A 14,194-nucleotide genomic window follows, 5' to 3' on the forward strand; every position below is an offset into this window, starting at 1 on the left:
AAGATATCAACACATTTTAAATCAGTGGTTGATTTAGAATAAAGGTTACCGAGGAAAACTTGACGCATACCCCTCACGACCTAAAATAGTCAAATGGAAAAGATGGTGGTATACTATAACTGCACCAAATGAAAAGCAACACCAAAGGAGAGTTTAAAATGAAAACTTTATTGAAAAAAGGATTGGGCTTTTTAGCCGCTATAAGCACATTATCTCTAGTATCAGCACCAACGGTTGAAGCCTCAGAAGGCATTGATACGAGTGTCGTCAATGAAGCCTGGGGACTGCCGACTTTCGTTTATGGTGGAGGACTGGATGACGCACAAGTAGAAGAAACAGCTGACTTGCTTGGTATCGATAGCATGGAAAACGTCGCAAGTGTGGCCGTTACCGGCGAAGATCTGCAGACATACTTAGGCACAGGATCCGGCAGCACGGCCAGTATGATCTCTTCCGTTCTCGTTCAGCGCGAAAACGAAGGAGAAGGCGTGACGGTTATTATAGAAACGCCCGACGACATTACTCAGATCACTGAAGAACAGTATATAAACGCAGCCATCACAGCCGGTGTGGAAGACGTGACGATTATGGTTGCCAGTATCCGCCCTGTAACAGGTGAGAGCGCCTTGACTGGTATTTATAAAGCATTTGACGTGAATGGGGAAGACTTAGACCAAGACCGTATGGAAGTGGCTCAGGAAGAATTGGAAACCACAAACCAAATCGCTCAAGAAAACAGCGATGAGGAAGACTTTGATACCTCACGATTCGACCAGGCCATAGTCGAAATTAAGCAGCAGTTGGCTGATTTTCGGGACCGCCAAGATGAACTGGCTACTCGAGAAGAGATTGAACAAATCATTAATGATGCTTTAGCTAACAACGACTTGCAAAACGTGATTTCGCAGGATCAAATTGACCGGTTGCTGGCCTTCTTCGAGAGGTACCAACAAACAGGCGCCATTGATTCTGCTCAAGTAAGAGAACAACTGGAACAATTCTCCAATGATTTGCGCGACCGTTTCGGAGACGTCTGGCAGCAGGCAGAAGACAGTGGACTCATTGATCAAATCGGAAACTTCTTCCGTCAGATTTGGGATGCCATTAGAGGATTATTCAATTAACACAGGAAAGCCGTAAGAGTCAATCGATGACTTTTACGGCTTTTTTATAGGTAAAAAAGAAGCCATCGCCAAAGCGACAGCTCCTCATAAATTAGACTAAATGAACTAGGAAATATTTTTTCTTTCCACGTCTGACAATAATGAATCGTCCGTCAAAACTATCGGTTTCAGAAACCGTGTAGTCGACGTCTTTAATCTGAACACCTTTTATACGAATCGCTCCGTTTTTAATGTCTTCACGTGCTTGTCGACGAGACGGTTCAATCCCTGTCACATCAACCAAAAATTCCACAATATTTCGTTCTTCTTTTGGCGCTTCAGATGACGGGACATCTTTAAAAGTCGATTCAATCTGTTCAGCCGTTAAATCCTGAATGTCACCTGAGAACAAAGCTTGAGAAATTTGAATCGCTTCATCCAATGCTTCCTGGCTGTGTACAAAACGCGTCATCTCTTCAGCTAAGGTTTTTTGAGCCGCACGTTTGTGAGGTTCTGTTTCTACCTGTTTTTCAAGGTCCTCAATTTCTTCTTTAGATAAGAATGTGAAGTACTTCAAGTATTTAATCACATCTCGGTCATCCTGGTTAAACCAGAACTGGTAAAACTCATAAGGAGTCGTTTGCTCCGGATCCAGCCAAATCGCTCCATCGGCAGACTTACCAAATTTCGTTCCATCAGCCTTTAATAACAATGGAATAGTCAGCCCGAATGCTTTAGCATCAGCGCCTTCTTTTTTGCGAATCAAATCCAATCCGGCTGTAATATTACCCCACTGATCCGATCCGCCGATTTGAAGTTGCACATCTTCATGTTTAAACAAATGCAAGAAGTCAATGGACTGAATAATCTGGTAGCTGAATTCTGTAAAGGAGATACCCGTGTCCAAACGTGTCGCAACGACTTCTTTTGCCAGCATGGTATTGATATTGAATTCTTTTCCGTAATCTCTTAAAAAGTCTAAAAAGGTTAAGGAACCTAACCAATCGTAGTTATTGACTAATTTAATGCCTGACTCATCAGAGCCTGCTTTAAACAAATGGCGCATTTGAGCGCTTAATTTATCTGCATTCTCTTGAATTTTATTCATGCTTTGAAGGACACGTTCAGAATTTCGTCCACTTGGATCACCAATAGACCCCGTCCCGCCTCCAATTAAAATAACAGGCTTATGTCCGGCTAACTGGAATCTTTTTAAAATCATAAAAGGAATCAAGTGACCGACGTGCATGCTGTCACCGGAAGGATCAATCCCACAGTATAAGGCTATGCTTTTTTCATCCGTTAGTTCACGTAGCCCTTCTTCGTCTGTCTGCTGGTTAATGGCTCCGCGCCATTCCAGTTCATCAATGATATTCATCTCTTTTCCTCCAATAGTTTAGTATATAGTTATTAAGAACAATAAAAAAAGCCCCGCAAAAAGCCAATGCTTTTCACCGGGACGAACAGTGCCGTGGTACCACCCAAATTAAAACAGATTCAGTCATCTGTTTCACTCATACCCATAACGCTGGGCTGCGTCTCAAAGAGAATGCTCCTAGGTGTAATTCGTGTCGCTTGGTCATACGGATTTTCACCACCCATCCGCTCTCTAAAAAAGAACCAAACCCACTACTGTGCCTACTCACTGCTTCATCTATTTATACCCGTAAGTATAAGGGAAAAAGGGGATGAAGTCAATCGCCAAAACAGAAACCGCTGTTGACTTTTCAACTAAACTATTTAGTATTAAAAGTCAAAGCAGCCGACTTCTATAACAAAGCCATTCACAAAGATATTGAAGAAAAATACTTTTCTGTTTTCGAATAACTTAAATAGGAATGCTAGTAAAAAAGAATCTCTGCATACTAGTTGCATGCAGAGATTCTTTTTGTGTATGCTAAACTATGACTAGGTTATTTTATGAAAGGATGAAAACGATTGGTAAAAAACAGAAAAGATATATTTAAAATGGATGCTCATCCCGTTGCACCAGAAGAATCAGTCGTGACATGGAAGAATTACCGTTTTACCGTTTTGACACCCGCTCTGATTAGAATAGAGTATGATCCTAACGGCGAATTCGAAGATATGGCAACACAAACCGTTTTAAATCGTGATTTTGAAACACCTGAATTTGACGTGAAAGATACGGATGAAATGCTCGAAATATTAACCGAAAAAGCTCATCTTATTTTTCATAAAGAAGAAGGAGGGTTTACCAAGTATAACCTTCGGATTGAAGCACTTGGAAATTACAGTTTGTATCACAGTACGTGGTATTTTGGAGAAACACCAGAAACCTTAAAAGGAACCGCCCGTACATTAGATTTCCAAGATGGAGCCATTGAATTAGAAGAAGGCTTAATGAATAAAAACGGTTATTCTATCATTGATGATAGTAAATCCATGATTTTGACCAATGATGGTTGGGTAGAAGAAAGACCTGACGGCATAGTAGATACGTACTTTTTCGGCTACGGAAGAGACTATTTAAGAACCTTAAAAGATTATCATTACCTTGCAGGAAAAACGCCTAAGCTTCCAAGGTATGCTTTAGGGAACTGGTGGAGCCGTTATTACCCTTATAGTCAAGATGGCTACAAGCAGTTAATCAATAAATTTAAAGAAAAAGACATCCCATTTTCTGTTGCAGTCATTGATATGGACTGGCACATCACAGATGTTCCACCTGAATATGGATCTGGATGGACAGGCTATACATGGAACAATGATTTATTCCCTGATCCAGAGGAATTTTTAAGCTGGTTGAAGGAAAACGGATTAAGAAACACATTGAATCTGCATCCAGCTAATGGTGTTCAACCCTATGAAGAGATGTATAAACCAATGGCGAAAGAATTAGGGGTCAATTTTGAAAATAATGAACCCATAAACTTTGATATTGCAGACCCTGATTTCTTAGATGCTTACTTTAGATTCCTTCATCACCCGCATGAAGAAATCGGCGTAGATTTCTGGTGGATTGATTGGCAGCAAGGCAGTATCACTAAGGTAGCCGGACTCGATCCTTTATGGATGCTGAACCATTATCATTTCATGGATCATACGAGAGGCGACAACCGTCCGCTTATTTTCTCACGCTATGCGGGACTCGGCTCGCATCGTTACCCCATTGGGTTCTCTGGTGATACAGCAGCGACTTGGGATTCACTTAATTTCCAGCCCTACTTTACATCCACTGCATCCAATGTAGGATACAGCTGGTGGAGTCATGATATCGGCGGACATATGGGTGGAGAAAAGGACAGTGAGCTCTTTATTCGTTGGGTTCAATATGGTGTTTTCTCGCCTATTAATCGTCTGCATAGTCAAAACGGTGAGTTTAGCGGGAAAGAACCATGGCGTTACGGATCGAAAGCGGAGAGTGTCGTGTCTGAATTTATGCGTTTAAGACATAAACTGGTTCCTTATTTATACACTATGAATGTGTTAAACCATACAGATGATCTGCCGATGATTCGTCCGATGTACTACCATTATCCATGGACCGATGATGCATATGATGTGCCGAATCAGTATTACTTCGGAACGCAATTAATTGTGGCACCTATTACCACGAAACGCATTGAGTCTCTGCGACTAAGTAAAGTAAAAGTGTGGCTGCCTGAAGGCATGTGGCATGACTTCTTTAACGGAAGAGTGTATGAAGGCAATCGTATGATTGATGTCTACAGACCTTTATCCACGATGCCTGTCTTTGCAAAAGCTGGCGCGATTATTCCAATGGACAGTATTGCTCAAAATGAAGTGAATAATCCAGAACTGATGGACATCAGAGTGTTCTCGGGAGATAACGGCAGTTTCTCACTTTATGAAGATGACGGTCTGGGAGTGGGAGTCGAAGAGGCTACAACCAAAATGAACTTAAAATGGACTGAAGAAGATAGCGAATGGGCTGTTTTCCAAATAAATAAACCAGAAGGGAATTTGGATATTCTTCCTGAAACACGTCAATTCACTCTCTCTTTAGTCAGTTTTGACTGGAAAGAAAGACCTGAAGTATATGTGAATGATGAACGTGTAGAAGCTGACATTGAGCGAAAAGGAAGAATAACAACCATCACTTTGCCTAAACAACCTATAGATACTTCCTATACCATTTACTTCAAGAATGTATCTATGAAACGGAATGACATGCATGGTGAACTGTTCCGATTCCTTGATCGGGCGGAATTAGCGGATAGCCTAAAAGAAAAAATTTATACAACAGTTGTAAAAGGAAAAACAAGTGCACGTGTCATAAGTGCTTTGTTAGCATTGGATTTAGACCTAGACCTGATGGATGCCGTCAGTGAAATCGTCTGGGCTAACCCTAATGAAGTCGATTAGAAAATAAACAGAAGGCTTTAATTCAAGTAAAGACAGAATAACTTGAATTAAGCCTTTTTCTGTACTTTTTTAAAGTACTATAAAGAAATACATGATACAATATGTAGAAGTTTATTAAAGAAAGTGAGCGCCTTATATGACAAAAATTGTGTTTTTCGATATTGATGGAACCCTGGTCAACCACAGAAACGTTATTCCCGAGTCAACGAAGCAAGCCGTGAAGCAATTGAAAGCCAATGGAGTCATTCCGGTTATTGCGACAGGACGGGCACCGATACTCATTTATGAGATACAAAAAGAATTGGAGATTGACAGTTATATATCTATGAATGGCCAATTAATTATCCACGAAGGGGAAGTATTGTATCATAATCCTATACAAACAGAAACAGTGGAGCGCTTGATGGACCAGGCCGTCAAACGGAAAGATGGCATTATTTTGTGCGGCAGCAAAGATATTTACAGTAATGCTCTTGTGTCTTTAGCGAAGAGAAGTTCCGTATGGACCGTTCTCAAGGCTTTAACAAAAGTCATTCCCGGTCGGGTACAGCTGTCTTTACTCAAACGGGCGATAAAAAAACCGCCGAGAAAGACTGAATTCGATGGCAAGCCTATATACCAGATTATTTTAGAAACATCGATGGAAGAAGAAAAGCACTACAGAATAGAATTCCCGGAATTACACTTTGCTCGATCCAATAAACTGACTGTTGATATTATTAGCTCCGGTGTGTCAAAAGCCACGGGCATTCAACGGTTTCTGGAAGAAGTCGGAGGAAAGAAAGAGCATACCTATGCCTTTGGTGACAGCCCGAATGACTTTGAGATGCTTGATTTTGTTCAGACAGGTGTCGCTATGGGAAATGGCTGGGAAGAAGTGAAAAACAGGGCCGATTATGTTACCACCAGTGTAGATGAAGACGGCATTCAAAAAGCCCTTAAACGGTTCGGTTTAATTTAAATTTTGTCGCTTAAATGAGCTATGCTATACTAAGGAAGTAAGTTTTTTCGAATTAGAATAAATTCATATAACGAGTTAAAAGGAGGACATTCAGTTGTCTGAAAGAAATTCATTTTATATCACAACCCCTATTTATTACCCTAGTGGAAAACTGCATATAGGGAATGCTTATACCACTATCGCAAGTGATGTATTGGCCCGCTATAAACGCTTAAAAGGATTTGATACCTTTTATTTAACAGGGACTGACGAACACGGTCAAAAAATTGAAACAAAAGCCAAAGAAACCAACCAAACCCCTCAAGAGTACGTGGATGGCATGGTTGATAGCATTAAAGAACTCTGGGAAACGTTAGACATTTCGAATGATATGTTTATTCGGACAACAGACCCGAAGCATAAAGAAGTTGTTGGTAAAATATTTGAAAAACTTCTCGCCCAAGGAGATATTTATTTAAGTGACTATGCTGGCTGGTATTCTATTTCAGATGAAGAGTACTTTACGGAAACACAGCTTGCTGAAGTCTACAGAGACGAAGAAGGAACGGTCATTGGCGGAGTAGCGCCCAGTGGACATGAGGTCGAATGGGTAAAAGAAGAATCTTACTTCTTCAAAATGAGCAAATATGCCGATCGGTTACTCCAGTACTATGAAGAACACCCGGAATTTATTCAACCTGTATCGCGTAAAAATGAGATGGTTAATAACTTTATTAAACCAGGACTGGAAGATTTAGCGGTGACTCGTACAACCTTTGACTGGGGAGTACCCGTGCCGTCTGATCCTAAGCACGTTGTTTATGTGTGGATTGATGCGCTGACTAACTATATCACGGCTTTAGGGTATGACCCTGATTTAGGCGGCTTTGATAATCAGCCAGAGATGTTCAAAAAATACTGGCCTGCAGATGTACAAATGGTAGGAAAAGAAATTGTCCGTTTCCATACCATTTACTGGCCTATTTTATTAATGGCTTTAGATTTGCCACTTCCAAAGCAAATCTTCGGACACGGCTGGTTACTCATGAAAGACGGGAAGATGTCTAAATCTAAAGGGAACGTTATCTACCCTGAGAAATTAGTTGAACGTTACGGTTTAGACGCGGTTCGTTACTATTTAATGCGCGAAGTGACTTTCGGAAGTGACGGCGTCTTTACACCTAAGGATTTCGTTTCCCGTATTAACTATGATTTAGCCAATGATTTAGGAAACTTGCTGAACCGGACCATTGCGATGATGAACAAGTACTTTGATGGACATGTTCCTGCTTATGAAGGGACGAAAACAGACTTTGATGCAGACTTGCAACTAACCGCTTTAGAAGTGATCAATGATTACGAATTACAAATGAACAACATGCAGTTCAGCTCTGCTTTACAAGCGGTGTGGAAGCTGATTTCTCGCACGAACAAATATATTGACGAAACTCAGCCATGGGTTTTAGCTAAAGATGAAGACAGAAAAGAAGAGCTTCAAAGCGTGATGTATCATTTAGCAGAAAGCTTACGCGTGACAGCCGTCCTGCTGCAGCCTGTTTTACTGCATACTTCTCAAGCTATTGCTGAACAAATCGGCTTAAAGGAAGATGAATTAAGCTTCGATCACGTCGACTTTTTAAACTTCCCGGAAAATAGACAAGTTGTCTCTAAAGGCACGCCTATCTTCCCTCGTCTGGATGTAGAAAAAGAAACCGAAGAGATTCAGAGCTGGATGGCTGTGACAGAGGACGTAGAAGAAGAGGAAGAAGACTTTAACCCAGAAGAAACTGTCTTAACTTCAGTCAAAGACAAAGAAATCAAGTATGATGATTTTGATAAAGTAGAATTAAAAGTGGCGGAAGTCATCGCAGTTGAAAAAGTCGAAAATGCGGATAAATTATTGAAATTCCGATTAAACGCTAATGACGAAGGCGGTCACCGACAAATTTTATCTGGTATTGCCGAGTTTTACCCGAACCCAGAAGAATTGCTTGGAAAGAAAGTCGTGATTGTCGCTAACTTGAAACCACGAAAAATGCGTGGAGAAATTAGCCAAGGCATGATTTTGTCAGCTGAAAATGAAAAAGGGCAATTAGCTGTAGTAGAAGCACCGAGTCATATGCCAAATGGTTCCATTATAGCCTAAGATTATATGTATATAAGCATATTCCAATAAAGAAAAAAGCCGAGTCTTTTTCATCTTTATTGGAATTTTTGCTTTTGTAGTGTATCCTTATAAGGATGAAAGAGGAGAGTAAAGGAGTTTTCACTGATGCTTTTTGATACACATACGCATATTAATGTTTCGCAATTCAAAGGCGAAGAAGAAGCCGTCATCAAACGTGCCAAAGAACATGATGTCACACGCCTAGCTGTTGTTGGCTTTGACACAGAAACGATACAAAAAACTTTCAAATTGAGCCGACAGTACGAAGAAGTCTATGCGATTATCGGCTGGCATCCAACTGAAGCCGGAACCTATTCAGATGCCATTGAAGAAAAATTAATCGCACAATTGCAGGAAGATAAAGTAGTAGCGATGGGGGAAATGGGTCTGGATTATTATTGGGATACCGCCCCTAAAACGGTTCAGCAAGATGTGTTTCGTCGCCAAATAAGAGTGGCCAAAGAACTCAATTTGCCTATTAGTATTCATAACCGGGAAGCAACAGAAGATACCTATAAAGTATTAAAAGAAGAACATGCCGGAGACACAGGCGGGATTATGCACAGCTTTAATCTGGACACCTACTGGATGGAAAAGTTTTTGGATATTGGTATGCACATTTCCTTAAGCGGAGTCTTGACGTTTAAAAACGCCCCGGAAGTAAGAGAAGTGGCTAAACAGGTTCCTTTCGACAAAGTCTTGATTGAAACGGATGCGCCTTATTTAGCTCCGATGCCCAATCGAGGGAAGAGAAACGAGCCCGCTTATGTGCGGTATGTAGCTGAAGAAATCGCCAAGCAGCGTGAGTTGCCTTATGAAGAGGTCGCCAGACAAACCACTCAAAATGCCCTTCAGTTATTTAAATTGACGGATTAACAGGAGTAGTCACGTGAAAAAAATTAAAGAAATTATTGTTGTAGAAGGAAAAGACGATACCAAACGTGTTTCCCTAGCCGTTGAGGCGGATACCATCGAAACAAGAGGATCGGCTATCAATCAAGATATACTCGAACAGATAAGATTAGCCCAAGAGACTCGCGGAGTGATTGTCTTCACCGACCCAGATGGACCCGGAGAAAAGATACGGAAAATCATATCGACTGAAGTCCCAGGTATTAAACATGCCTTTTTGAAACGAGACGATGCCCGTTACCGAGGTCAAAAAAAAGAAAGTATCGGTATTGAACACGCCTCTGTTGAAGCCATTCAAGAAGCACTCGATAGTGTAGTTGAAGAAAAAATAGACTATACACCCGTTGTATCGAAACAGTTCCTTTTAAAAGAAGGCTTAATAGGCACGCCTCAAGCTAAAGCCTTAAGGGGGGCTTTGGGCGAACAGTTGCGCATTGGCTATACCAATGGCAAACAATTGGAAAAACGACTGAACATGTTTGGTATTTCAGAAAAAGAGGTTACAGATGCACTCGAACAGATACGAAAGGACAAAACGGATGACAGAGCATAGAGATATAGCAACACCGAAACGAACAAAAGAGATTTTAGAAAAGTACAATCTCTCAGCTAAAAAAAGTCTGGGACAAAACTTTATTATTGATACAAATATTTTAGAAAACATTGTAAGTGCTGGAGATATTTCGGATGAAACCACCGTTATTGAAGTAGGTCCTGGAATTGGCGCTTTGACCGAACAATTAGCCAAAAAAGCTAAGCATGTTTTTGCCTTCGAAATTGATGATCGTCTGCTTTCTGTCCTGGATGACACCTTATCTCCGTATGGCAATGTGACCATTTTACATCAAGACGTTTTAGACGTAGACTTAGAGGCTTTCTATGAGGAGCATTTGAAAGACGCTAAAGAAATAGTGGTCGTAGCGAATTTACCGTATTATATTACCACACCCATTATCATGCGCTTTTTAGAGTCTCATTTGTCAGTGGATAGAATGGTCTTGATGATGCAAAAAGAAGTAGCCAGCCGACTGTCAGCCAGTCCTGGTACGAAAGCGTATGGGTCCTTGTCCATTGCCGTACAGTATTACATGGATGCCCACGTAGCCTTCATCGTGCCTAAAACCGTTTTTGTGCCTCAACCCAATGTGGAATCGACCATTATTCGTTTAACAAGGAAGGAAAAGAAAGACGTCGAAGTAAAAGACGAAAGATTATTCTTTACATTAGCACGGGCCGCTTTTGTCCAGCGCCGCAAAACTCTATGGAATAATTTATTGAAGGCTTTTGGTAAAGAAGAAGAGGTAAAGGCTAAATTGGAAAAAGGCTTGAACCAGGCAGGTATTGACCCAATTAGAAGAGGGGAAACTCTTTCCATAAAAGAATTTGGCGAACTGGCTAATGCTTTTTCTGAATTAGAGCTTGAAATGCTTGAACAAAAAAGGTAACCTGTAATAGGAAATAATTGAATAAGAAAAACCCTAGGAGAGTTCTTGGTGACCGGTGTGTCATGAGTAGTCCTGAAAGTGGCGAATAAGCCTTATCCTTAAACAGATTATTTAGTAATCTGTCGCAACCTGAACTGGATGATACCAGCGGAGGGAGTGGGTGAATCAGTGAGTGAAAAAAGGGAGGGGTCTGTCTATTGGCAGGTCTATTTAACCTAGCCCTTATCTTTTATTTATGCTGCATTTATACACTTTGTCCGATGACTGTCATCTGGTGCAAAGTGTTTTTTTGTTGTGTCGGTTTTAAGAGCTTCTATGAGACCGGACAGAGGTGAAAGATGAGAGGAAGGGCTTATATAGCCAGGATATGAGACCTAACGCTTGATAATTAACCGCATTCAGTCATATAAAGCTATTTTATGGAACCGGACGACCGTTAGTAAGGCCAGTAAGTAAAATAATAGTAAGGAAGTAGGAATAGAGAAAATGAAAACAAGACCATTAGTATTAACTGCATTATTTATAGCCATTGGATATATAGGAGGGAGTCTCATTATTATCCCGTTAGGCTTTGTGCGAGCGGCCCCTTTTCAGCATTTTATGAATGTCCTTGTCAGCTTTGTATTAGGCCCCTGGTATAGCTTAGCGCAAGCCTTTGGTATCTCCGTACTGAGAAACATTACAGGGACCGGATCACTGCTGGCCTTTCCTGGAAGTATGATAGGAGCCTTTTTATCGGGCTACCTTTTCCAGAAAACCAAACGTTTCTACTGGTTAGCCATTGGAGAAATCATAGGGACCGGAATCCTAGGTGCATTGGCTAGTTACCCTATCGCACGGGTAGTTATGAGTCAAGAAGCTGCTTTGTTCGGCTTTGTACCTGTCTTTTCAATCAGTGCCATCATAGGAGCTGTTGTAGGTGTAATATTAGTCTATCAACTTATGAAAAGGCCACACTTTAAAGAAAGAGTGCTTAAATGGAAGCAGTAACCACTAAACAATAACCTCTTCATCTGCCTGGATAATCAAATCGTTTTGTTCTGTTTTGATAAGCGATTCCTGTATAGTATACGTATAATAAAACCAAAAAAAGGTGGAGGAGCTTATGAAAAAGTGGGTTGCTGGGTTAGGGGCGGCACTAATTTTAATGGGCTGTAACGGAACAGCAGATGAAGAAACAGATGATGCCGCGAATAATACGCCTGATACAGAAGAAAATCAGGACACAGAGGCCGGGCTAACCATTGAAAATGATGAAGTCCTGAGTATTTTACATGAGTTAGTAGAAACGTCAGATATTGATGATGTCGGCCTACCTGATGATATTACCATTCAATTCACAGGCTTGTATTTAGATGATGCTGAACAAGAGTTATTACTACCTATCTTTTTGATTTCGAACCGAACAGAAGAAGCCTATACGAATATTGAAATGTCCATTACCTTTGGAACATCTGATGGAGAGCTATTATTTGAAGAAACATCTTTCATGTTAGGGGAAAATGACCTTATTCTGATGCAGCTGCAAGAGTTAATCAATAATACAGCAGAAGTGGGGACAGAAGGAGATATAGTCATTCATTGGACAGGTATTTATGAATACAGCATGACTGAAGAAAATGGGGATGCTATTTTTCTTATTGTCAATCGCACGGGAGAAAATGTTAAAAACATTGAGCTAGGTATTGAGTTTACAGATGCAAACGGGAACGTCATCCTGCAAGATGAACGCTTCTATTTATCTGAAGAGGAGTTCGGCATACTAGCAGATCAAACCATAATGCCGCTTTATTTGGAAATCCCTGAAGATAAAGAGCAATTTATGATTGGTCTCGAAGATGTCAATCAAGCCTACTATGCCTTTGAATATTTTGATGCTGAATCAGCGGAATAAAAAACTATATATAAGGAGCAACCTATTCTGAAAAGAAAAACAGGTTGCTTTTTTGTGTGTTAGGAGTTTTCCGAACGTTTCCTTTTGTAAAAATGAAGATAAGATTATGTTTGAAATAGGTAAATCATGGAAAAACCTTTTATAACAAGGCATATCACCCCTCACTGTTTTCTCATGTTGCTGTAATAAGGAACTTTATATTAGTAATAGGCTTTCAATTTTCGTATTTTTATGTTATAATAAATTTACAACTTTGTGAGGTGAGTCGATAATGCCAATTACTTTAGCTAGTATCAAGGAAAACTTGGACTCTCAAATCGGTAGAGAACTGAAACTGATTGTTCAAGCAGGAAGAAAGAAGACGACAGAACGCACAGGGATTTTAACTGAAACCTATCCAGCAGTCTTTGTCGTAGAGCTTGATAAGGAACAACATGCAGTCGAAAGAGTTTCATTTAGCTATACAGATGTTTTAACACAGTCTGTAGAACTAGAATTCTTAGAAGAAACAGGTTTAGTACCGAATTAATTAGAATGATTTTATAAAAAAAACGGGGATAGTAGTATCGCTCTTTGGAGCGTATACTACTTTTTTTAGTGCGCCCGGCATGGGCGACAACTTGGTGGTGAAAGTCCACTACAGACTTGGCAGTAGGAACTGTTAGCGAAAGTCAAGGTGTCCGCCGTGAGGCGGAATCTGAAGAAAGACGGACGCAAATGCTTGCACTGACGAACAGGAACTTCATACAAAGGCTGAATCAGGACGGACGAGCTTGCCAAACAAAGCGAAGTCCGATACTGCCCGAATCCTGTACAGTAGATGGAGCAGTGACATGAGCGGAAGGTTGTCGTTCTTACCCGGGTTATCCCTAGTTTATGATTATCACCAGTTTGATTTAAATACTTTATAAGATTAACAATAAGGATAGTTAAACTAATGATAACCATTTTGCTTTATAATTTTCATATCAGTAGTTAATACTGAAAAAAGTTATGAGGTGAGAATAAAATGGTGACAAGAAGCTACAAAAGTACTGTCGACGAAGTGTTATTAAACCAGTATATTTCTTATTGTGAAGAAAATGGAAATCGCGATACGACACTTAAACGGAAAAAATCTTCTATTGAGCGTTTTCTAGTAATCTATTCAGTAAAAGATTCCCACACAGAAGACATTATGAACTTCGTTCAAAATTATAGAGGAAAAAGCTATTATGCTTTAAAACGTGAGCTTGATGAAATTAAAAAGTTTTTTGATTTCTGTATGTCCGAAGGATATATAGAGAATAATTCCACTCCTGTATTTCCAGATATTAAAGCAACTAAAACAAATAAATTACCATCTATCTATTCAAATGATGAAATAAATATAATGTTAAATTA

General features: G+C 40.2%; 13 protein-coding genes and 1 other annotated feature. Of the genes, 12 read left to right on the forward strand and 1 reads right to left on the reverse strand.

All coding sequences use genetic code 11. The features are described from left to right. Positions 1-158 precede the first annotated feature (158 nt). Positions 159-1,124 carry a DUF1002 domain-containing protein gene (locus ABDZ53_RS09890; RefSeq protein WP_343756072.1) on the forward strand — a complete coding sequence of 322 codons (966 nt, stop codon included), beginning with the start codon at positions 159-161 and terminating at the stop codon, positions 1,122-1,124. Between the two features lie 91 nt (positions 1,125-1,215). On the opposite strand, the gene tyrS is transcribed toward ABDZ53_RS09890, so the two are convergent. Then, on the reverse strand, positions 1,216-2,481 hold the full coding sequence (tyrS, locus tag ABDZ53_RS09895) for a tyrosine--tRNA ligase (RefSeq protein ID WP_343756074.1): 1,266 nt from the start codon (positions 2,479-2,481) through the stop codon (positions 1,216-1,218). Positions 2,482-2,555: 74 nt separating this feature from the next. Next, positions 2,556-2,758, reverse strand: a binding site (T-box leader). Positions 2,759-3,041: 283 nt separating this feature from the next. Between tyrS and ABDZ53_RS09900 the strand changes: the two genes are divergently transcribed. From ABDZ53_RS09900 to ABDZ53_RS09950, 11 genes are all read left to right on the forward strand, one after another. Beyond that, the gene (locus ABDZ53_RS09900) at positions 3,042-5,453 is read left to right on the forward strand and encodes a glycoside hydrolase family 31 protein (RefSeq protein ID WP_343756076.1); all 2,412 of its coding nucleotides are present in this window, start codon (positions 3,042-3,044) and stop codon (positions 5,451-5,453) included. A gap of 136 nt (positions 5,454-5,589) precedes the next feature. Further along, positions 5,590-6,414, forward strand: coding sequence for a Cof-type HAD-IIB family hydrolase (locus tag ABDZ53_RS09905; RefSeq protein WP_343756079.1), 825 nt, complete (start codon positions 5,590-5,592; stop codon positions 6,412-6,414). Positions 6,415-6,508: 94 nt separating this feature from the next. Then, on the forward strand, positions 6,509-8,539 hold the full coding sequence (metG, locus tag ABDZ53_RS09910; RefSeq protein ID WP_343756082.1) for a methionine--tRNA ligase: 2,031 nt from the start codon (positions 6,509-6,511) through the stop codon (positions 8,537-8,539). A gap of 126 nt (positions 8,540-8,665) precedes the next feature. Next, on the forward strand, positions 8,666-9,436 hold the full coding sequence (locus ABDZ53_RS09915) for a TatD family hydrolase (RefSeq protein WP_343756084.1): 771 nt from the start codon (positions 8,666-8,668) through the stop codon (positions 9,434-9,436). A 13-nt stretch (positions 9,437-9,449) separates the two neighbouring features. After that, on the forward strand, positions 9,450-10,025 hold the full coding sequence (gene rnmV, locus ABDZ53_RS09920; RefSeq protein WP_343756086.1) for a ribonuclease M5: 576 nt from the start codon (positions 9,450-9,452) through the stop codon (positions 10,023-10,025). Then, complete coding sequence (rsmA, locus tag ABDZ53_RS09925; protein ID WP_343756088.1) at positions 10,012-10,917, forward strand: 16S rRNA (adenine(1518)-N(6)/adenine(1519)-N(6))-dimethyltransferase RsmA; 906 nt, start codon at positions 10,012-10,014, stop codon at positions 10,915-10,917. Before rnmV ends, rsmA begins: the two co-directional genes overlap by 14 nt. A 486-nt stretch (positions 10,918-11,403) precedes the next feature. Next, complete coding sequence (gene thiW / locus ABDZ53_RS09930; protein WP_343756090.1) at positions 11,404-11,907, forward strand: energy coupling factor transporter S component ThiW; 504 nt, start codon at positions 11,404-11,406, stop codon at positions 11,905-11,907. A gap of 115 nt (positions 11,908-12,022) precedes the next feature. Further along, on the forward strand, positions 12,023-12,811 hold the full coding sequence (locus ABDZ53_RS09935; protein ID WP_343756092.1) for a hypothetical protein: 789 nt from the start codon (positions 12,023-12,025) through the stop codon (positions 12,809-12,811). A gap of 271 nt (positions 12,812-13,082) precedes the next feature. Beyond that, positions 13,083-13,340 carry a Veg family protein gene (locus ABDZ53_RS09940; RefSeq protein WP_343756094.1) on the forward strand — a complete coding sequence of 86 codons (258 nt, stop codon included), beginning with the start codon at positions 13,083-13,085 and terminating at the stop codon, positions 13,338-13,340. A gap of 116 nt (positions 13,341-13,456) precedes the next feature. Further along, on the forward strand, positions 13,457-13,648 hold the full coding sequence (locus ABDZ53_RS09945; protein WP_343756096.1) for a hypothetical protein: 192 nt from the start codon (positions 13,457-13,459) through the stop codon (positions 13,646-13,648). Positions 13,649-13,820: 172 nt separating this feature from the next. After that, positions 13,821-14,194 (forward strand): hypothetical protein (locus ABDZ53_RS09950; protein ID WP_343756099.1); only part of this gene is annotated, 374 nt, incomplete at its 3' end.

Origin of the sequence: Alkalibacterium iburiense, assembly GCF_039521845.1 — a bacterium.
GTDB lineage: Bacteria > Bacillota > Bacilli > Lactobacillales > Carnobacteriaceae_A > Alkalibacterium > Alkalibacterium iburiense.

Excerpts from the sequence above, each read along its gene's own strand:
- ABDZ53_RS09915 (WP_343756084.1), top strand. The coding sequence starts at position 8,666 with ATGCTTTTTGATACACATACGCATATTAATGTTTCGCAATTCAAAGGC.
- tyrS (WP_343756074.1), bottom strand. The coding sequence starts at position 2,481 with ATGAATATCATTGATGAACTGGAATGGCGCGGAGCCATTAACCAGCAG.
- ABDZ53_RS09940 (WP_343756094.1), top strand. The coding sequence starts at position 13,083 with ATGCCAATTACTTTAGCTAGTATCAAGGAAAACTTGGACTCTCAAATC.
- rsmA (WP_343756088.1), top strand. The coding sequence starts at position 10,012 with ATGACAGAGCATAGAGATATAGCAACACCGAAACGAACAAAAGAGATT.
- ABDZ53_RS09890 (WP_343756072.1), top strand. The coding sequence starts at position 159 with ATGAAAACTTTATTGAAAAAAGGATTGGGCTTTTTAGCCGCTATAAGC.
- ABDZ53_RS09905 (WP_343756079.1), top strand. The coding sequence starts at position 5,590 with ATGACAAAAATTGTGTTTTTCGATATTGATGGAACCCTGGTCAACCAC.
- thiW (WP_343756090.1), top strand. The coding sequence starts at position 11,404 with ATGAAAACAAGACCATTAGTATTAACTGCATTATTTATAGCCATTGGA.
- ABDZ53_RS09935 (WP_343756092.1), top strand. The coding sequence starts at position 12,023 with ATGAAAAAGTGGGTTGCTGGGTTAGGGGCGGCACTAATTTTAATGGGC.